The sequence below is a fragment of the Streptomyces sp. NPDC088762 genome, assembly GCF_044750905.1.
In the GTDB taxonomy this organism is placed as follows: Bacteria; Actinomycetota; Actinomycetes; order Streptomycetales; family Streptomycetaceae; genus Streptomyces.
Map to the genome: position 1 here is coordinate 66,715 of NZ_JBIVKT010000023.1, position 18,851 is coordinate 85,565.

The 18,851-nt window shown below is 69.8% G+C and carries 14 protein-coding genes; 3 read left to right on the forward strand and 11 right to left on the reverse strand.

The features are described from left to right. Positions 1–355: 355 nt before the first annotated feature. Entirely contained in the window at positions 356–4,138 is a 3,783-nt protein-coding gene (locus ACIP5M_RS33910) for a hypothetical protein (RefSeq protein ID WP_401204309.1), read from the reverse strand. Positions 4,139–4,285: 147 nt separating this feature from the next. Here ACIP5M_RS33910 and ACIP5M_RS33915 point away from each other — a divergent pair, with 147 nt between their 5' ends. Next, complete coding sequence (locus ACIP5M_RS33915) at positions 4,286–4,477, forward strand: hypothetical protein (protein ID WP_401204311.1); 192 nt, start codon at positions 4,286–4,288, stop codon at positions 4,475–4,477. A 207-nt stretch (positions 4,478–4,684) separates the two neighbouring features. Here the strand turns inward: ACIP5M_RS33915 and ACIP5M_RS33920 are convergent, their stop codons facing one another. The 9 genes from ACIP5M_RS33920 to ACIP5M_RS33960 form a co-directional block, all read right to left on the reverse strand. Continuing rightward, positions 4,685–5,413 carry a type I-E CRISPR-associated protein Cas6/Cse3/CasE gene (locus ACIP5M_RS33920; RefSeq protein ID WP_401204314.1) on the reverse strand — a complete coding sequence of 243 codons (729 nt, stop codon included), beginning with the start codon at positions 5,411–5,413 and terminating at the stop codon, positions 4,685–4,687. Then, a complete protein-coding gene (gene cas5e / locus ACIP5M_RS33925) occupies positions 5,410–6,255 on the reverse strand; it encodes a type I-E CRISPR-associated protein Cas5/CasD (protein WP_401204317.1) in 846 nt (281 codons plus the stop codon). The genes ACIP5M_RS33920 and cas5e overlap by 4 nt, the downstream gene beginning before the upstream one ends. Continuing rightward, positions 6,252–7,610 carry a type I-E CRISPR-associated protein Cas7/Cse4/CasC gene (locus ACIP5M_RS33930; protein ID WP_401204320.1) on the reverse strand — a complete coding sequence of 453 codons (1,359 nt, stop codon included), beginning with the start codon at positions 7,608–7,610 and terminating at the stop codon, positions 6,252–6,254. The genes cas5e and ACIP5M_RS33930 overlap by 4 nt, the downstream gene beginning before the upstream one ends. Then, positions 7,607–8,206 carry a type I-E CRISPR-associated protein Cse2/CasB gene (casB, locus tag ACIP5M_RS33935; RefSeq protein WP_401204324.1) on the reverse strand — a complete coding sequence of 200 codons (600 nt, stop codon included), beginning with the start codon at positions 8,204–8,206 and terminating at the stop codon, positions 7,607–7,609. Before casB ends, ACIP5M_RS33930 begins: the two co-directional genes overlap by 4 nt. Continuing rightward, a complete protein-coding gene (locus tag ACIP5M_RS33940; RefSeq protein ID WP_401204327.1) occupies positions 8,203–9,747 on the reverse strand; it encodes a type I-E CRISPR-associated protein Cse1/CasA in 1,545 nt (514 codons plus the stop codon). Before ACIP5M_RS33940 ends, casB begins: the two co-directional genes overlap by 4 nt. A gap of 402 nt (positions 9,748–10,149) precedes the next feature. Then, a complete protein-coding gene (locus ACIP5M_RS33945; RefSeq protein WP_401204330.1) occupies positions 10,150–10,980 on the reverse strand; it encodes an HNH endonuclease in 831 nt (276 codons plus the stop codon). Then, positions 10,980–12,410 (reverse strand): AAA family ATPase, encoded by a 1,431-nt coding sequence (locus tag ACIP5M_RS33950; protein WP_401204384.1) that lies wholly within the window; start codon positions 12,408–12,410, stop codon positions 10,980–10,982. Before ACIP5M_RS33950 ends, ACIP5M_RS33945 begins: the two co-directional genes overlap by 1 nt. A gap of 202 nt (positions 12,411–12,612) precedes the next feature. Beyond that, the gene (locus ACIP5M_RS33955; RefSeq protein WP_401204333.1) at positions 12,613–13,815 is read right to left on the reverse strand and encodes a ParB/RepB/Spo0J family partition protein; all 1,203 of its coding nucleotides are present in this window, start codon (positions 13,813–13,815) and stop codon (positions 12,613–12,615) included. Further along, positions 13,812–14,972, reverse strand: a complete 1,161-nt coding sequence (locus ACIP5M_RS33960; protein ID WP_401204336.1) for a ParA family protein — start codon at positions 14,970–14,972, stop codon at positions 13,812–13,814. Before ACIP5M_RS33960 ends, ACIP5M_RS33955 begins: the two co-directional genes overlap by 4 nt. Positions 14,973–15,658: 686 nt before the next feature. Here ACIP5M_RS33960 and ACIP5M_RS33965 point away from each other — a divergent pair. Beyond that, a complete protein-coding gene (locus ACIP5M_RS33965; RefSeq protein ID WP_401204339.1) occupies positions 15,659–16,591 on the forward strand; it encodes an NAD(P)H-binding protein in 933 nt (310 codons plus the stop codon). Here the strand turns inward: ACIP5M_RS33965 and ACIP5M_RS33970 are convergent. After that, positions 16,583–17,116 carry a S1 RNA-binding domain-containing protein gene (locus tag ACIP5M_RS33970; protein ID WP_401204342.1) on the reverse strand — a complete coding sequence of 178 codons (534 nt, stop codon included), beginning with the start codon at positions 17,114–17,116 and terminating at the stop codon, positions 16,583–16,585. The genes ACIP5M_RS33965 and ACIP5M_RS33970 overlap by 9 nt on opposite strands. A gap of 1,079 nt (positions 17,117–18,195) precedes the next feature. Between ACIP5M_RS33970 and ACIP5M_RS33975 the strand changes: the two genes are divergently transcribed. After that, complete coding sequence (locus ACIP5M_RS33975) at positions 18,196–18,834, forward strand: hypothetical protein (protein ID WP_401204345.1); 639 nt, start codon at positions 18,196–18,198, stop codon at positions 18,832–18,834. Positions 18,835–18,851: the final 17 nt, after the last annotated feature.

Here is an 18,851-nt window from a genome sequence, read left to right on the forward strand (position 1 = left end):
CCGGGCTGGCTGGGGGTGTTGGGGGGGCGGGTTGGAGGTGGCCCCCCCAACACCCCCCCCCGCCCCCACAGCAACAACCCCTGGGCCTCGGTCGGCCACTCGTTTTGCCGAGTGCACGGGGAGCAGGGTGCCTAACGGTGCCCAACGGCGGGCAGGTCGGGGTCATCCCCGCGTGCGCGGGCAGCAGCGTCTCAGAGTGAGTGAGTCGGGGGGAGTGTCGAGGGTCATCCCCGCGTGTGCGGGAGCAGGCCGGGATGTCCTCTCGGACGGTGCCACGGCCGGGGTCATCCCCGCGTACCCGGGAGCCTGCATCGGAGCAGGCACCACTCAGGGATACCAGACGGTCGGCGTGGCGTCAGTCGGACCGGCCGTCTTGCCTCGCGCGGGCGTGGGCCGCCGCGATGTCCCGGATGCGTGCGACCGCGCCGGGTTCGACCCGGGTCAGGACCGGCAGGGCGTGGTACCAGCCAGCCGAGTCCAGACTGCGGTGGAGGAATCCCGCGGCTGTCCGGGGGTCGGCCGGTTGGCGTGGGGTGACGGTCAGGGCCAGGTGCCGGATGGTGCGGACGAAGGGGTCCGGCTGCGCCGGGTCGGGCCCGGGGACCGGGCGGACCTCGACGCGGGCCAGGTGTCCTGCCACCGCCGCGTGCGCGGCTGCGCGTGCCCGTGGGTTCGTGGGTCTCTCGGCCACCTGCCTGGCCTCCTCGTTGTCGCCGCATGCGGCACGGACCACCGCAAGGGCGGCTGAGGGAAAGTGCGCGGGGCCGCGGTTCGCCAGGTCGCGGGTCAGCCAGTCCAGTTGCCGGCCGGGGTGTTCTCCCGCGCCGATCCGCAGGAGGGTGTGTACGAGGACGGATTCGGGCTGCCAGGTTTCTGCCGGGGCCCGGTTCATGTGGGCGAGCCCCACCTCCCTCACCTCGTGGAGGAGTTCACCATGCGGGCCTCCGGGGATGCGGGCGGCTGCGGGAAGAAACTCCGCCAGGCGGGCCAGCAGGGTGGACGCCCCGGTCGGTGATTTCCTGCTGGCGTACAGGCCGTCGAGGAGAGGCTGCAGCAGCTCCTCCGACGCCTGCGGGTCGTGCTCCGCCAGTTCTGTCGCCACGGCGATGCGAGCCAGCCGGTCGTTGTACCGCCATGCCGCTCTCCTGGTGCGGTCCGCGGGCATCGTGTGCTTGCGGAGCAGGTACAGCGCGGCCGCTCCTTCCCCCTCCCCCGCGCTCGCCAGCGCCTGCGCGGCGTGCGCCCACGTGCCGTCGTAGGGTTCCGGGCTGCCGTCGGGGACGATCCCGGCGACCGCCTGGGCGGCACGGTAGGCGTGCCTGCGGGCGTCGCGGAGGGAGCCGAGGTCCGTGGCGGCCAAGGCCATGGCGGCGTGTGCACGGGCCCGGCCAGCGGGGTCCTGCCACAGGTCGAGGAGTTCCTCGCCGCCTTCCGCCTCGCCGGTTCGTACGAGTGCTGCGGTCAGGCCCGGTAGCCACACAGGGGCGTGGCCCATACCCGGGCCGGCCATGGGAAGCAGGGCCAGAGCGGAGTCCAGGCAGTCCTTCGCCTCACCTCCCCTACCGAGGCCCGACAGCCGGAAGGCTTCGTCGGCGAGCCTCTCGGCCTCCGCCTCAGCCTCGTCGTCTCCGTACTCATCGGCTTCCAGCGGTTCGGATCGGACGCCCGTTCCCGCGGGGAGTGCCCGCCGCACCTCCTCCAGGAGGCGGCGAACGTCATCCGGGGCCGTGCCGGTGTCGGTGAGTGCCCGGGAGAGCCGGGCAAGGGTGTGGTGGAAGCCGAACTCCACGTGGAAGGCGTCCGCTGCGGACATCGGCGGGGCGCCGCCGCTCAGCAACACCGACTCCATGTGCCGACGAGCAACGTCCGCGAAATCTGCGGCAGGCTCTGGCCTGTCCTGGGACAGGGCCGAGGCCGCGAGGGCCAGCACGGACAGGTTCTCCAGCGTGGGCGCGGCATCCCACACCTGGCGTGCGTGAGCCAGTATCCGGTCGTGGAGCCGGTCCGCCCGGTCCGGGTCAGCCGCCAGGACGGTCTCCCAGATCTGGACGGCTACGGCACTCCCCTCCCCCGGGTCCTCGGCCCGCTCCGAGGCCTCTTCCTCCAGTTCATCCAGCAGCCCGGCCGCGTAGTGCGGATGGTCCGGTGCCAGCAGGGCGGCCGCCTCCGCCCAGGCGTCGTACCGTGCCGTGCTCGACCCGTGAGTGGATCGGAGCAGTTCGAGACCGGCATCGATCTGTCCCGTGACCAGGAGGGCGAGCACGGCCTGCCCCGCCGCTTCCTCGGCCTCATCGGCGACGTACCCGAGCCGCTGACCCGCCTCTCGCAGCGCCGTGCGCGCCTGTTGCGCCGCCTCCCGCGCGGTCTCCGCGGCATCCTCCTTCCGTCCGCCGTCCCGCAGTACCTGGGCCACCGCGGCCAATGCCGTCGCCCTCGCCGCGGCCTGTGGGGACGAGCTCGCCAGGGCCCTGGCCCTGCGCACATCGCCGTTCACGGCGGCTGTCCTCGCCACCGAGCGGGGCAGGGAGCGCGTGTAAGAGAGCAGGGACTCCCTCGACACGGCCACACCTGCCGGTACGGCCAGACCCGATCCGCGGGCGACCAGCGCGAGGTCCGCGAGGGCGACGTCCGGTCCGGAGCGCTGGACGAGGCGGAGCTGGCGCCCTGGGTCGAGGACCAGGTCGGCCAGGCGGTCGGCGTCCCCGCCGCGCTCCACGAGGTGGGTGTAGGCGGTGAGGAGGTAGTTCGGCGTGTTCTCGGGCCAGTTCCTGACGCGGTAGGTCTCGGCCCAGGCGTGCAGGTCCTGCCGGTACGTGGCCAGAGCGGCCTCGCCCAGGGCTTCGGCCGCGGCCCGGTGCAGTTCATCGTGGGCCAGGACGAATGTCTGTCGGCCGGCTTCGGCATCCGCCTCGGCGGCGGCCCTCGCGCCCAGGGCGAGCCGGTCGATCTCGGTGGGCGCCATGCTGCGGCCGACGACACTGCGGAGCTTCTGGTGTACCAGGAAGGGGGATGTGCCGAGGAGCTCTCCCAGGTCCGATCCCGTGAGGGCGCCTTGTGCCGCGGTGAGCAGCCCCAACAGCCTTTGACCGGTGTCCGGGTCGGTCAGCAGGCCGTCCAGCTCCTCCTCGGCCATGTCCCGGATGATCCGCGCCGCGGGCGAATCGGGCAGATGACGGATGATGCCGGGATCGCGCAGCGGGTGGTCGGGAGAAAGCTTCCGCGGGACAAGGGGGTTGGGCCGCCCGGTCACGATGACGCGCATGCCGTGCGGAGGTTCCTTGGGAAGGAGACCGGCGATGCCCGCTCCGTCCGGGCCGGCGTCGGCGTCCTCGTCGAGCCCGTCGACGATCAGCAGCAGTCGCCGGTCGCGATCCGCGCAGGCCCGCGCCGCCGCCTCGTACAGCCGGGACAGGTCGGGGTGTTCGACGTCGACGGCCGGCGGTCGCCTCATGCCCGCGGCGGATGCGAGCTGCTCCCCCACCTCACGGACGAAGCCCTCACGACGGTCGGTACCGAGACGGCCGGAGATGAAGTAGTGCGCGACATCGACTCCGGCGGGAAGTTGGAGGCCAGCGAACCACGCGAGCAGCGCGGTCTTCCCCGCCCAGGCGCCCCCCTGCCACCACAGGTATGCCGGAGCCCCGTGCGGGGCGGTCGCGAAGGCCTCCAGTTCGGTCAGTTCCTCCTCCCGCTCCTCGAACCGGCGCGGGAAGACGTCCCGGAGGGCCCGGGATGGGCCACGCAGGAGGCGCCCCCGCGAGGCCGCATCGACGCGTGTGCCCCGTCCTCCCTGCCCGCTCCTGCTGACGGCCTGCGCCGCCCGCAGAAGGGAGCCCCAGGTGGCCTCGCTCTTCCCTTGATGGGCCGGGGACCGTGCCGCCCTTTTGTTCAAGTACGGGATCAGCCCGCGCATGACGTACGCGACGTGCTCCGGCTTGCGAGGCACCTCCTTCCCGAGGAACCAGGCGCTGAGCCGGCGCTTGTCGACCTGTTCGTCGCGCTTGAGGGTGCGGCTGAGGACGAGCGGGTACGAGAGGTCCTTGCCGCCTCCCGCCGCTTGGTAGAGCTTCTTCAGCTCATCCGCGAAGCCTGGGATCGAAGCATCGACACTCTGTCCATCGCGCGCGGAAGACTTCACCGGACACATTCCCATTCCCCCTCTGACCTGCCCTGACAACGCTGCCCCGATGCACCGGACTTCACCGGACGCTCTCCGGACGCCGGATACCTGTGGAACCGCACCCGGCGGAGAAGCCACCGGGGCGGCAACACCGAGGGGATCCTCATGTCCGTTCTGCTGACCGTTCTGGAGTCCGTGCTCCAGGAGGCCGCCACCCTCTCCGCCGCGACCGGCCTGGCCTACACCGGAGCCGTGGCAACGGTGGCCGCGTCCTCCGTGCTCTTCCGCAACCCGCAGCGCCGGCGCGACGCCCGGGCGACCCTGACGATCCTGATGCGCCGCAACGGCAAGCAGTAAGGCCCTTGCCCGTGCATGAGGGTCTGGTCGCCGCATGGCCCCAGGGCATAGCCTCGGCACCTGCGGGAGCCCGCGTCCGCGGGAATGGCCCCCGTTAGGAGCAGAGCTTCCTTGACCCCGCGTGTGCGGGGATGTGCCCGCCCACTGCTCGATCTCAGGGGCCCGACTTTTGTCCGCGGACAAAAGTCGGGCCCCTTCGGCTGCCCCTCAGCGGGTCAGGATCAGCCCACAGCTGTACGCACGGGCATGGCCGACGCCGTTCGAGAGGGCTGCGACCAAGGTTTCCGGGTCGGTGACCGTCAGCGAGCCTCGGATCTCGGCACGGCCGATGCGGACCGGCTTGCGGCGGTGGGCGCTGGAGACCGTCGGCAGCATGCGGATGCCGATGCCGGCCGGGTCGGCGGTGGCGCCGATGCGGGCCACTCCGTCCTCTGCCCTCGCCGATTCACCATCGCCCTGGAGGCGGCGTACGAACCAGCGCTTCACGTGCTCCGGGGTGGTGTGCGCGGTCCGCGTGCCGCGGGTCTTCTCCGCATCCGGCCTGCCCGGACCGGGCGGCCTGCTCCGGGTCGGGTTGACGACCGTACGGAAGCCGACGACCTCGCCCTGCTTGAACGTGCGGTCGACGGTGATGATGTGGGGCGCCGCGGTGAACGCCTCGCGCGGTATCCGGGCCCAGTCCCCAGGGATCCGGGACTGCACGACCAGCACGAGGGCCGCCGCCTTGAGGTCCACCGACCAGGTCGACAGGACACCCATCTGGGAGCGGGCGTCCGGGTCGCCGTCCTCGACCCAGCCACGGAACCCACTCATCACGGTGCGGTGCATCTCCTGGGCGTCGACCAGCGACTTGGCGACGAGCGGATGGCGGGCGTTCAGGGACAGGACGGAGTGGGTGGCGACGAAGCGCGCCGTGGAGGTACGGGTGCTGTTCACGGGATGATGTCCCAATCGGTGGCGGTCGGGGCGATGGTGATGCGCGTACGGGTCTCCCAGCGGGTGGCGTGGGTGCGGCGCGCCGGATCGAAGGTGACCGGGTGGTCGTTGACCAGTGACGCTCCCCGGGCACCCGAGGGCGCCTGGATCCACGCCCAGGGGCGCCGGTCCGGCGGCTCGGGCCCCTCCGGGCCCGGCAGCAGCCGCTTGGCTGCGAACGCCTCGGCAATCGTGCCGGGCAAGATCTCCGCCGCCAGCGTCCCGGAGGGCGGACAGGACTTCCGGCCGAGCCACAGCAGCCGCTTGGGGTGTTCGAGCGCGTACGCGATCTCCTCCAGCAGCGTCCGGTCCTCGTGCTGGAGGCCCACGACGAACGCCGCGTCCGACAGGTACCAGCGCTCGGTGATCAGCGCCGTACGGGAAAGCTCTCCCGAGACGAGGGTCCCGGAGACGGGGTCGGCGGCGATCTTCTTCGGGGCGCCGTACCACCCGGCGAGCTCGTGGTGGCCAAAGCCCGGTCCCTCTGCCGTCTCCATGCTCTTGGCGACGGCTGCCGCACGCCGGTGGTCGGTGATGACGTCGCGGGGCCGGAACGGGAACTTCCCCGCGCCGACCGTGTGGTAGTCGCGGACCGGGGTGCCGGGGTGGTCGGCGCGGACACCGAAGGCGATCCCGGCGAGGTCATCCACGGAATCGGTCCGGTCCCGGCCGAGGGCCGCCGCGCACAAGCCGATCACCGCCGACTTGGTGGGACGGCTGTGGGTGTCGCGGTGGGAGAAGCGGGACACCGCCCCCCAGGACTGCAGGGGGGCGGCGAGCCGTACGAGCAGGACGTGGCTCACGCCGTCAGCTCCTCGGCGGAGTCGACGGAGGTCGCGCCGGTGTCCTTGAGCGTGCGCAGGAGTTCGTCGATCTGCGGGTCGTACGTCAGGACGCGGCCGTGCGCGATGTCGGGGCGGCGCCGGCTGACGAAGGCGTGGTGCTTCAGCAGCCGCTTGACCGCGGCCGGGCCGGCCGGGCCCTCGCCTCCCTTGTCGAGAGGGCTTTCATCGATCGGGGCCTGGAAGGCCGCCGCGTAGTTGTACGGCCGCTCGCCCTCGAAGGCGAGAACCAGTGCGGGCAGCGATCCGGTGGATGCGGTGGAGTTCTTCTTGGCCTCGGGGAACGCGTCGACGAACGCGGTGACGAACTCGGCCTCCGCAGCGACGGACGCCTCCTCGGCCTCCTCGGCGCTCATGCCGGCAGCCCGGAGGTTGTTCCGCAGCCGCACCCGGTCGAGCACGGCGTGCCGGTAGAAGGTCCCGGTGATCAGGGACTGGTAGCCGGTCATGCCGGCCCCCGCGTCGTCGGCGGCGTCGAGGAAGTCCAGCGCGTTCTTCTTCCGGTCGAGCTTCGCGTCGTCGGCGGCGGCGTAGAAGTCGTCCACCTGTTCGGCCTCGTGCACGGTGAACGCGTGGGCGCTCTGTACCGCGCCGTCGACGTTCGGGGAGTCGGCGATCTCGGCGAGGAAACGGCCGTACAGGGCGATGTCGATGGCGTCGCGCGGCGCGAGCGCGGTGAGGACCGCGGCGCGGGTCGCGGCCGGAAGCGCGGGCAGCTTGGCATCGGCCGCGGCGCCGCCCTCCCCGCTCTCCTCCGGCTCCGGTTCCGCGGTGGCGGTCTTCCGGCCGCCCTTCTTGCCCTTGGCCGCGACGGCCGCCTGTGCTTCCAGGTACTCCCCCGCCCACGACCGGATCTCCTCGGCCTCCGCATCGATGTGGGCGGCGATCCGCGCGCCCGCGTCGGACGGGGCGAACAGGAGCACCTTGGTCAGGTTCGCGACGGTCTTCTTGGCCGGGTCGCCGAATTTGAGCCCGGTGGCCTCGATGACGGCCCGGGCAGTACGGACGGCCTCGTCCCTGTCCCAGCCGTGGGTGTCGGCCAGCGCCTTGCCGGTGATCACGGCCCATTCCCTGGTACGGGTTCCCGTGCCCCGGCCGGCCAGCGCTCCGATGCCCGCGTTGGCGCGGTTGCGGGTGTGGACCCGCTCGGCCCGGCGCCGTGCCTGGCTCGTGATCATGTGCCGTTCCGTGCCCCCGTACACGATGGACTTCGGCGAGCCGTTCTCGTCACGTACGGGCAGCACGGCGACCAGGGTCTCCAGGAGGTGCAGGGAGAGGAACTGGCTGGTGCCGGCGGCGGAGGCGTTGCTGGTCACGTGGTGGTGCCCTTCTCGGACGTGTCGGCTGTGGAGGTGCGGGAGGCCCCTGCGGGCCTGGCTGCGGCGGGACGCGGCGGGGGCATGTGGAAGGCCATGGCCCACTCGTCGGAGACGCGGGGCTTGCGGTCGTGCCAGCGGGAGAGGTCGTCGGCGAGCCGGGCCCAGGACGGCGGCGGCTGGTCGCAGGTGCGCAGGCGGGTGACGGCATGCTGGAGGTGGCGCCACGGGATGCGGCGGCTGGACACGATGCGGTCGACGAGGCGGGCGGCACCCGGATCGTCGGGTCCCCGGCCGGCTCCTCCGCCGATACGGCGGGCCGCCTCGCCGAGGCTTCCGTAGCCGAACGAGGGCTTCGGCCGGCCCTGGTGGTAGACCGCGAAGAGGAAGGCGACCTGCTCGTAGACCTCCCGCTGGCCCTCGGTCGGGCTGTACCAGATGGCCCGGTAGTGGGGTTCCTTGCGTACCCGCGGCCGACGGAGATCGGCGAGGCTCCCGTAGTCGTGGTTGTGCACGAGACTGGCGAGCCAGGCGGTGAGTGCGGCACCGCTTTCGCTGGTCTCGGGTCCGGACCTGGACGCGGCTTCGGTGGTCATGCCTTCTCCTCCCGGAGTTCGGCCGGGGCCTTGGGCAGCGCCAGCTCGTCGTCGAACCGCTTCAGGGCGGCCACTCTCGTCCTGGCCCCCTGCGAGTTGCGCGGGAGGGAGTCCAGGTGCTCGGTGAGGAACCGGCGCGCTTCGGCGGCCACGGTGGCCGCGTAGTCGAACAGGCACTCGTGGACGGGCTCCCACAGGGTCGTCCGCTCCATCAGCAGGTCGAAGGGCTCCCGGGTCGCCGCCCAGTGCTCGGCGCGGGCGTCGAAGCGGGCCAGCTGCCCGTCCTTGTCGCCCGGCTTGGGGTTCGGATAGGCGACGGTCCAGGCCGCGTACGCCGCCTTGTACAGGGCGGAGGCCACGAACTCCGCGATCTCCGAACCCCGGAAGGAGGCGAGGTAGAGCCTGGCCTCCAGGCCCGGGGCGAAGGGGAAGGTCCCGTCGACCCAGGTGATGGCGGTGGTCTGCTTGGCGACGAGACCAACCGTCCACAGCTCGATGCGGCGCGCGGGCTGCTGGCCCGGCTCGGGGGCGACGTCCTCCGGGGGGAAGAGCGCGAGCCGCTTGTACAAGGTCGCACCGTCGTTGGCACCGGCCTCGGAACGCGCCTCGTTCACCGCGGCGTAGAGGGAGTGGGCCTGCCGCCAGACGGCGCGGGTGGCCGAGGCCCACAACGGCTTGCTGGTGCCGTCGGCCCTCTTCGCGTACACCGCGTCCTGGAGGTGCTCGTCCTCCAGCGCGAGCAGCTCGCCCGCTCCGAGCAGCACCCGATCGACGGCGTCCCCGTCGGGTGTCGGGCGGAGCAGGACCGACCGGCCGAGGTAGCTGTGCAGGTCGGCCGGTCCGCCGACGGGACGGCCCGCGGGTTTGGCGGTGAAGCCCCGGCGCTCCTTGCCCGTGGTCCAGGAGAGGTTGAGCTCGCCGGGCGGTCCGGATACGGGGGCCAGGTTCAGCCGGAGGGTTTCGCCCAGGGTGTCACCCAGCGCGATGACGCGGATGCGAGTACCGAGGCGGGTGGCGGCGAGGTTGGTGATGGTGGCGCCGAGGGTCGCCTTGCCGGAGATCCGGGCCCGGCCTGCAGGCCCGTACACGTGCTGGGTCAGCATGGCGCGGAAGGCCTGGGCCACGGGTAACGGGCTGGGGTGTTCGAGGTGGTGGTGGTCGAAGAACTGGTTGTAGTCCCCCACCCGCTCGATCACCAGCTGCGCCGGGCCGGCCCCGTGCTCGTCGAGGAAGGGCGCGAGGAGCGCGTTCTGCCCGAGCGGCTCGGTGGGATGGAACAGGTCCCAGACCTCGTCCTCGGGACGCCGGGCGAGCCACTCGGCGGCGGGCCGCAGCGCGTTCTTCTCGTCCACCCAGGCGGGCCAGTCGTCGGCGGACGCCGGGTAGGCGCCGGCGGCGTAGCAGACGGCCAGCAGGAACTCGATGACCGCGACCTTCTCCCCCGGCGTGGCGCCTTCCACGGTGCGCAGGTCATCGGCATGGTGGAGCACCTCGAACAGGCTCCGCTCGACCAGCCGGTCGTCGAGGGTCAGAGCCTGCACGCACGGCTCCGTCCGGGGATCCCATCGCGGGCGTATCGCCCCGTCAGGCGGGGTAAGTAATTCAGGCACGTCGGGTCGTCTGCTCTCTGCTCATAACGGTTACCGCTGGAACGACACGGAACCTAGCAGCCCCGCTATCCCGATATAGCAGCTTTGTCAGAATCCAACTCCGCTTGAGACCACCGGAGTTGGCTGCGCCCGCCCGTAGGACCCTCGCCACACCGCGGCAGCATTGGTCCACGCCCCCCGCTCGGCTCCCGGGCCCCGGTCGCCCGACTTTTGTCCGCGGACAAAAGTCGGGAGCACTTGCCCGTCCAGGACAGCTGGGGGCCATCGCGGCGCCGACTTTTGTCCGCGGACAAAAGTCGGACCGAATCGGCCCGCCGGGCCCTTTCGCCACGCTCAGCCGGTCTGCCCGCTGGTGATGTACCAGTCACTTGCCGCGAGGGCGTGGAGCAGGGCGGTCGACCAACTGTTGGGGTCATTGGCCTGATGGCTTCGTGCGACCTCGCGCAGCTCTTCCCGCAGCACTTCATGGTCAAGTTCCCGGAGCCGACGGTCGGTCGCTTTCCTATCTTCGATGAGGCCGACGGCGTAGGTCTTGTACCTTGTCGCGAGGTCGTAACGGTCGAAGTGGTGCCTGATCCTCTGCTGAGCGCGAGCGGTCCAGTGAGCAGGCGGATTCGCGGTGAACTCGGCTACGCCGTCCGTCACCTCCGCGTAGAGCCACCGGCCCGGTTCGAGGACGTCGAAGTAGGGGTGGAAGTCCTCCACTCCGTCAGGCTCCGGCAATGAGCCGCTCTTCCTCTGGTTGCAGATCCCACAGGCCGGCACCAGGTTCGACGGGGTGATGGCGAGAAGCGGGAAGAGGTTCTTCGGTGCGTGGTGGTCGAGGGTGCCTATCTCGCCGAGGCCACACAGCGGGCACCTTCCCTGGACGGCTGAAGCCTTGATCGCGTCATAGATCATGCGTCCGTCGACACGGCCGACCAGCCCGCTCTTGTACGCCCTGAGCAGCAGGTCTTCGTCGGGATCAGCCTGTTGACCCTTGAAGCGGTGGAGCAGCGCCAACAGCACATTGGACTTCGCGGCGCCTATGTAGGAGGCCTCCACGTTCACCAGGTCGGTGAGCCGGCCCGCGAGGTCTTCGACGTCCTGCTGGTCAGTGCACCCGGCGTTGCATGCCGCCACCGCGTCCTTGACCGTGAAAGTGGGTGCGTCAGGCCACAACATCAGCGATGCCTCGGAGAGCGGGCGTAGGTCAGCGCCCGCGCGAGCGAGCGTGCCTCGGATCCCAGCCCTGTGAAGCGGGAGACGACCTCCTCGTACGACATCCCCGCCGCTGCCATCTCCGCGATACGGGCGTGATAGCCCGTAGCCGGTACCTCCAGGCCGAAAGCCGCGTGGGTGAGCTCTCCGAGGTTCTCACCGTACGTCTCGAGCTCAAGACGGTACGCCGTGAGGGTGTCACCGTGCCGCTCCAACTTCCAGACACACGACCTGGGCACTTCCTGGAGAACGACGGGGGAGTGGGTAGCCATGATCGCCATGCCGTTCCGGTGGGACATGAGGTCGGAGACACACCGCATCAACGCGACGAGCAGCGGTGGGTGCAGATGTGTCTCCGGCTCATCGACCAGCACCAAGGTGCGCTCAGTCACCAACTCGATCAAGCGCGTCACGGTCAGAAGGACGACCTTGTGGCCCGAGCTCAGACTCCCGAAGACGCGAGCAAGGCGAGCGCGCAGCCGCGGCAGACTGCTTACCCGCATACAGCTGTGGAGTTCCTCCATGTGCCCGTCGAGGAATCCGCTGGCTGCGTAGTTCAGTGTGCTGACCGCCTTCAGCCATCGCGTCCCACGGGCACCGATCCTCGCGATCCGGAAGCTCTCGACGAACTCGTCGAGCAGCACCTCGTCGGACTTCAGGCCCTCATTGGTTTGGCGTCGCAGCCCGACGTACTTAATGGGCAGCACGTCGCCAGAGGTGTATGGCTTGTCGAAGGGGCTGAACGACACCACGACACAGCCCTGCAACCCGGCCGGGCTGTCCCCCGCCACCAGGCTCCGCACCTCAACCGCGCCCTCGCTCACCTCACGGGCGAGGGCATGCAGCAGATGAGACTTCCCGACTCCGTTCCGGCCGATCAGCGCATGCAGGTTCGTGGGAGGCAGGCTGCCCGGATCGGCGCGGAACGTGAACGTGTGCGGCGGCGACAGGCCGGAAGGTGCAGCGGTGAACTCCCACTCGTACGGAGTCACCCGCTCCCCACCACGAGCGATGCGATGCATCCGCAGGAGATCGTCAGCGCTGGTGTCCCTCATCAGCGATGTCTTGAACACGTGCCTCTCGGAGACGGTGGGGTACAGATGGTCGTAGTCGTACGCCACGTCGCTCAGTGCACGAAGGATCTCCACCCCCAGACCGTTCGGCAGCGCCCGCAGCTCCGCGTAGTAGTCGTCTTCCTGCCCGAGGCTGAAGCAGCCTTCGGGAAGGCTCTTGAAACGCTCAGGCAGCCGGTCGGACATCCACGAGAAGTCCTCGTCGGTTTCCATGTCCATGTGGGCGATCCGCAGGAAGCCGATGTAGACCGGATCCCCGTCCGGGCGGCCGACCCACAACTGGAACGTGGTCTTGTGGCCGTGGTCGTCCCAGTCGTCCATCACCAGCGCAGCCTGGCGACTGCGGAGGGCACGGCCCTCCGACCACTGGTCCAGGACTGTGAACTGCACGGCTGCCCCCCGGCATCGAGTACCTCGCGAGCAGACAGTTTCGCAAACAACTGGCCCGGGTCGGCAACGACGACGGGCCTCACCTCAGGGTTCGAGGTGAGGCCCGTAGGAGCGAGAGGCCCTGCGGCGTCCGTCAGTTGTTGTCGATGAGGAGCATCGTCAGTTCCGCGCGCTGCTTCGCCGGCATGTGCTGCTGGATCGCGTCGAAGACGGCCTGCGCGTCGTGCCACGGCACCCGCCCTGCGTCGTCCGGGGTCCGGCTGCTGCCCTGGGCTGGAATCACGCTGTCCGGCTCGCGGTCGGTCAGTAGCCCGTCCTGCGGGGCGGACGTTGCCGCCGCACGTGCGGACGCCGGGGGAGTGGGGCTGACCCGGACCGGTTCGGTCGCCACCGCGGGAGTCGGCGGCGCGGGAGCGGCTTCCGGCTCCCGACTTTTGTCCGCGGACAAAAGTCGGTCCGGCTGCGGGCCCTGCTCGGGCGCCCGCGCTGCTCCCCGGGCCGACGCCGGGTCGGCCACCGCCCGGGAGTGCACGACCTCCTGCGCCTCCCGCAGGATCTCCCTCTGCGCCGCCTTGACCTCGGCCTCACGGGCCTTGGTCTCGTCCCGCAGCGCCAGCAGCTCGGCCGCGTCGGCGTCCGGACGGTCCTTCGCCGCCCGCGCGAGCATGCGGCCGTCCCGCTCCGGCATCTCCCCCGCGCTGAGCATCGCCTGGATCTCCTCAGGCAGCTCCAGCAGCACCAGCTGGTTCGTCACCCACGACGGCGCCTTGCCCAGCCGTTTCGCCGCACGCGACCTCGCCCCGTGCTCCCGGCCGCCCTCCTCCACACAGGAGTCGACCAGTTGCTGCACGCCCCGAGCGCGCTCGATGACGTCGAAGTCCTCCCGCTCCAGGTTCTCGGCCAGCAGGTGGTCGATGAAGTCGGTCCGGGAGGCCGCGAGGTCGTCCCGTACGACGAAGTCCAGCGACTCCAGTCCCACGTGCGCGGCACTGCGGAAACGGCGCTCGCCGTTGATCAGGACGTACGAGGCCGCCCCGATCCGGGAGTCGTGGTCAGGCCACAGGGCTAGGTAGGCGCCGCGCGTGACGACGACGCACGCCGAGAGCTGCGCTTGGCGAAGCTCCTCGCCGAAGCGGGTCATCTCCTCGTCCGTGCCGAAGTTGCGGCGCGGGTTGAGGGGAGTGGGGGAGACCTGTTCGAGCGGGACCCGGATCAGTTCGTACGCCGGCACGTCGCCCTGCGCTATGGCCTTGGCCCGACCGCGCTCGCTGCGGCCGCCGGTGCGGCGGGCGTTGCTGAAGGCGGCGCCGGTGCCGAGGAGGTCGCTCTTGCTCACGTCGCGATCCTCCGGGCGATCTCGCGCATGGCCTCGGACTGCTCGCAGTCCGGCGCGTAGTGCAGCAGCGGCAGCTTGACGCGCACGGCCTCCCGCTGCTCCTTGAGGTCGGAGATGACGGTGATGACGGGCGGGTCGCCGAACTCCTTCCAGCTGTTGAGGGAGGAGGTGACCACGAAGCCCTTGCGGCTGTCGTAGAGGTTGACGACGAAACCGAGCTGGGCGATCTCGATGTCGAGGTCGTCGACCAGGTCCTCGATCTGCTCGCTGAGCATGTCGTACGCGTCGGCGGAGGTGTCCTCGGCCTGGACCGGGACGATGATGCCGGAGGTCTTCGGCGCCTCGCCCTCGCGGGTGCGCGCGTAGTAGAGCGCTGTGTCCATGGTGTAGCCGAGGCTGGGCGGGCAGTCCACGACGATGTAGTCGAAGTCCTCCTCCAGCTCCTCGAGGGCCTTCTCCAGGGCGGTCTCCTTCGTCCGCACGTGCCGGGTGGTGGCGAGGCGGGCGTCGAGGAGGAAGGCGTCCTTGCAGGCGGGCAGGAGAAAGAGGCGGCCGGCGAAGGCACCGTGCTCGATGGGGACGAGCAGTTCGCGGACCCGGCCCTCGATCTCGCCGAGCATGTGCTTGGCGAGGCTCGGCTCCTTGATGCCCAGCATCTCGGCGCCGAGGTGGCGGGTGAGGTGGCCCTGCGGGTCGAAGTCGATGACGCAGACGCGAGCCCCGGTCTCGGCGAGGGCCTGGGAGACGCCGTTGCTGATGGCGCTCTTGCCGACGCCGCCCTTCTGATTGCAGACCACGATCCGGCGGGCGCCCTCATGGGACGGCCGGCGGCGCCCGGTGGGGGAGGGGTGGGTGTCGAGCCACAGCCGGATCGACTGGGCGAGGCCCTGGTTGTACGGGACCTCCCGAACCCGGCAGTCCTCCTTGAACTCCCCGTACAGGCCGGTGGGGAGGTAGGTGGAGAACGAGGAGGCGCCGGAGGTGTCCACGGGCGTCGCCGCGGAGGCGTCGGCACGCCAGGCGTGGACGCCCTCGGTGACGGCGTCCTGGATGTCCACGCCCAACTGGGCTGCACGGACCTTGAGTTCCTGCCGCAGGGAGGCGGGCAGCTTGGCGACTACCTTTTCCCTGACTTCCGGATCGTATGGAGCGGTCATGCGGGTACCTTACTAACCTTCTCGGGGGAAGGTGAAGCGCCACACCGAAACATGTTGCTTGCCTATGGGCGGTGTTGTCCGTATTGGGTCCTCGAGCGGTCGGCCATGGCTGTCACCCGGGGGCACGATAGAGCCGCATCCGGTCGCCGCGAGACGTCGTGCGCCGGGAATCGGGACTCCCACGCCGGCCAGGCGCTCATCCGCCCGTCCATGCCCGCACGCAACTGGCTCCGGCCTGGCCTTTTCCATGAACCCCCTAGCGTGGGAGCAGAGGCCTGACAGCGGTCGTCTCACTGAAGCTGGACCGGCCTGAGTTCTACGGCGCCACGCGCGGCGGATTGGGCAACGCGACCGTGCGCGCCTGAGTGGCAGAGGCCGTCCGAGAGCACGCCGGCACATGGCTGGAGGCACACCGGCGAAGGCCTCTGTCTTCATCGGCCAGATCGTCCAGGCCTGACCGGCACTAGATCGCGCCCTTCTGTTCTGGGCCCGGTCGGCGGCGACCACCCGGTCCAGGGGCAGGCCCAGTCAGGGCACTGGCACCGCTGGCCGGGGAACTTTTCGGGGTTACCCGCTCAACAGTCTCCGTCTGTCTCGCCCATGCCAACAGGGCGAAGATCGAAGAGCGAGGAGCAGTGGGCCGGTTAGTGTGCTGCTCGTCTACTGACAAGGCGGCGGGGGGAACGATGCGCATCGCGGTGACGGGGGCAGCGGGCGGTCTGGGTGGCCGGGTGGTGCAGTTGCTCGCGGGTCGGCCCGGCGTGGAGGTCGTAGCGATGACCAGGCGGAAGCTGCCTACCCGCGCAATGCCGCCGAGGGTGGAGGTTGCCGTCGCCGACTACGCTGACCCGCCCGCGCTACGTGCGGCACTGAAGGGTGTCGACACTCTGGTCTTCATCTCCAGTGACGGGCCCGATGCGCGGATGCTGCTGCATCACCGCAACGTCGTCACCGCAGCAGCAGCTGAGGCAGTCGGCCATGTCGCGGCGCTGAGCAGCGTCGACGCCGACCTGGCATCACCGTTCTGCTATGCCGTGGTCAACGGGCTCACCGAAGGTCTGCTCCAGGACTCGGGCATCCCCTACTCGTTCGCCAGGGCTTCGCTGTACATCGAGTTCTTCCAGCCCTGGCTCACGCAAGCACGTGCGACCGGGCTGCTGCGGCTCCCCGCCGCGGATGGTCACGTTTCTCTGGTGGCGCGCGACGATGTGGCCCGTGCCCTCGCCGCGCTCGCGCTGGGTGAGCCGACCGGACGTCACCATGACATCACCGGACCCGAGTCCACGGACCTGGCAGGCATCGCCTCGGTCATGGCGGAGGTGGGGCAGAGTCCTGTCACCTACGTGGACGTCCCGGCTGACGTGTACTGCGCCGAAACGGCGGCGACCGGCCTGGATCCGTGGTGGATCTACGCCTTCTCATCCATGTTCGCATCAGTGCGCGAGCAGCGCTGGGATCGAGTCTGCGACGACTACACCCGGCTGACCGGTTCCCTACCCGGCTCTCTGAGTGATGCCCTATCGGGCAAGGCGAGAGAGCCGGAGAGTGTGGAGCAGAGCCGACCCGGTCTCTCGGAGGGGCAAATCGAGCGCTGCCAGCTGAACCGCTCGTCACATTGAGCCGCGGATCCGGTTCCGTGCAAGGTCGACACCGGTGATCCGCACGGACATCTCCTGACCCTCTGACACCGCCTCCACAGGCACAACCGCCTCGCTGCCTGGCACGAACGCCTCGACGCAGTCTGCAAGGTGTACGAAGAATCCGATCGGGGCCGCGATCTTCGTGACATGCCCGACAACGACCTGGCCGACGCGGAACCGAGGCAGCAGATCTTGGTGTTCGGCCCACTCGCTGAGCATGATGCCCACCTGGCAATTGTGGTCAGCGTGCCAGATGACCTCGCCTGTGACCCGCTGACCCACGGCCGGCAGCTGCATGCACCGGGGCATCCTGTTGACCCGCGCCAGGCCAAGGGCCTCAGGGCAGCCGTCAATGGAGAGGAACGCTCCGAAGGGCTGTCGGCCGATGACCTCACCGGTGATCCGAGTACCGACGGGCAGAGCGCTGACGGTCTCGGGCCAGGCCGCTGCCGTATTGGGGGCTGTGTCCCCGTCGTTCTCCCATGGCCAGGAGTACTCCGTCATGTGTTGATCATTGCATGCACGTGCGGTGAACTCCCCGGTCAGGGCAGGCACAGCAATACCACCGGACGACCGTCTGTGGGGATGCCGGAGCAGGCCCCACTCCACGGCGGTGATCTCTGAATCAGGGTTCTTGTCCCTGACCACCCGCGGACCGTGAATCCCAGGGGCCAGCCCCTGGACCCCGCCAGCGCCTGGCCGCGCTGGACCGGCCGTGGCATGGGGGGCTCCTCGCCCCCCAGACCCCCTCGCCAGGCGCTTGGGCGCCCTGGACCCGCTCCCCCTCATGCCCTGCCCCGCCTCCCTGACGGTCGGCGGTGCACCGCTCGGGCGCTGGGCGCCCTCACTGGGCATGAGGGCTACGGCAAAGAGTGGCTGGACACGTCGTCGGCTGAGGAGGGGGACCTGATGTGTGTCGTGCAGCGCACAGTTCCGGGTGGGTTAGGGTCCGCTGGCTGGTGTCGTAGAGGGTGGTATGTGAGTGATTGTCCGGTTGAGTAGGGGTCAAGTCCAGGTGCGCCGGGCACAGCTCACGGAAGGTCAGCAGATGCTGATGCCCTCGTCGAGGTTGCTCTTGTAGTAAGAGAGCGCCGCGATTTTAGGGCGCTGACCTGCGGGTTTGCCGATGCCCATGTGTCCCCCAGGACACATTTGGAGCCGCCAAATGTAGCGCTGGGGAGCACATTTCGCGGAAAACTCAAGCACCCGTGTACTTTTTGCAGGTGGTTGTCGGCTCCCGATCACCCCAGGTCAGAGGGGTGCCCTCCATCGGAGCAGAACCCTTCCCTCGCTACATGGCATATACACCAATGTGCTCCCATCACGACAACCGAAATCAAGGAGCGGTGTACTTTCGGCGCTTGGAGGCCGAATAACTTCACGCTCCGTGGACTTTTGGAGCCCCAGTCGAACAGAGCCTGGGTCCGAGGTCCCCTCCGGCGCGTCGTCGCGCCAAAAGACAAGCACCCGTTGATTTTTTGGATAGTCTCGGACCGCCTGAGTAACAAGGAGGTCCTGTGACATCTGATCCGCCCGCCCGTCGTCGACAGCGCGGGCCCCGGCCTGTACCCGTCCCCGCCGCCGTGGGGAACGAAGCCGAGTACGGAGACATCCTGGCCGTCCTCGGCCAACAGCTGGGGGAGAAGGTCGCGCAGGCCGCCGACCCCGGCGGCCGCCGCCGGCTCAAGGGCGTCCACTTCGAGTACGCGGCCGACCCGAAAGCCGTCCACGACATGGCAGGAGGCGCCGGGTACAGCCTCGCCAGCAACTGGTTCACGCAGCTGCTCGCCCAGCTGGCCGTCGCCAACAGCATCACCAAGTCCCAGCTCTGCGTCTTCCTCTTCGTGGCGGGCGGGCAGGTGCCGGGTACCGGAATCACCCAGTACACACAGCAGGAGATCACGGACGGTCTGAACACGATCGCCGCTCGGAAGGGCGGCAAGATGATCACGCGTTCCACGGTCAACCGTGCCGTCCAGGCCCTTTGCGGCTACAACTGGGTGGAGAAGGCCGGCAACGGCCGGATCCAGATCAACGTGCGCCTGTGGTTCCAGGGCAACAGCACGGCCCAGCACGAGGTTCTCGCCGAGATCGCGGAGAGGCACGAGTACGACCCCGAGGCGTTCCCCTACGCGGTGGGGCCGGAGGGGGCCCATCAGGAGGAGCTGGACCTCGACTTCGGGGTCGAGGAACCTGTTCAGAGAAGGAAGCGAACCGGGTGATAGCGCTGCCAGGCCCG

Bases quoted from the DNA above. Each gene is read 5' to 3' on its own strand.
- ACIP5M_RS33915 (WP_401204311.1), top strand. From the start codon at position 4,286: ATGTCCGTTCTGCTGACCGTTCTGGAGTCCGTGCTCCAGGAGGCCGCC.
- casB (WP_401204324.1), bottom strand. From the start codon at position 8,206: ATGACCACCGAAGCCGCGTCCAGGTCCGGACCCGAGACCAGCGAAAGC.
- ACIP5M_RS33945 (WP_401204330.1), bottom strand. From the start codon at position 10,980: ATGTTGTGGCCTGACGCACCCACTTTCACGGTCAAGGACGCGGTGGCG.
- ACIP5M_RS33950 (WP_401204384.1), bottom strand. From the start codon at position 12,410: ATGGACGACTGGGACGACCACGGCCACAAGACCACGTTCCAGTTGTGG.
- ACIP5M_RS33960 (WP_401204336.1), bottom strand. From the start codon at position 14,972: ATGACCGCTCCATACGATCCGGAAGTCAGGGAAAAGGTAGTCGCCAAG.
- ACIP5M_RS33965 (WP_401204339.1), top strand. From the start codon at position 15,659: ATGCGCATCGCGGTGACGGGGGCAGCGGGCGGTCTGGGTGGCCGGGTG.
- ACIP5M_RS33970 (WP_401204342.1), bottom strand. From the start codon at position 17,116: ATGACGGAGTACTCCTGGCCATGGGAGAACGACGGGGACACAGCCCCC.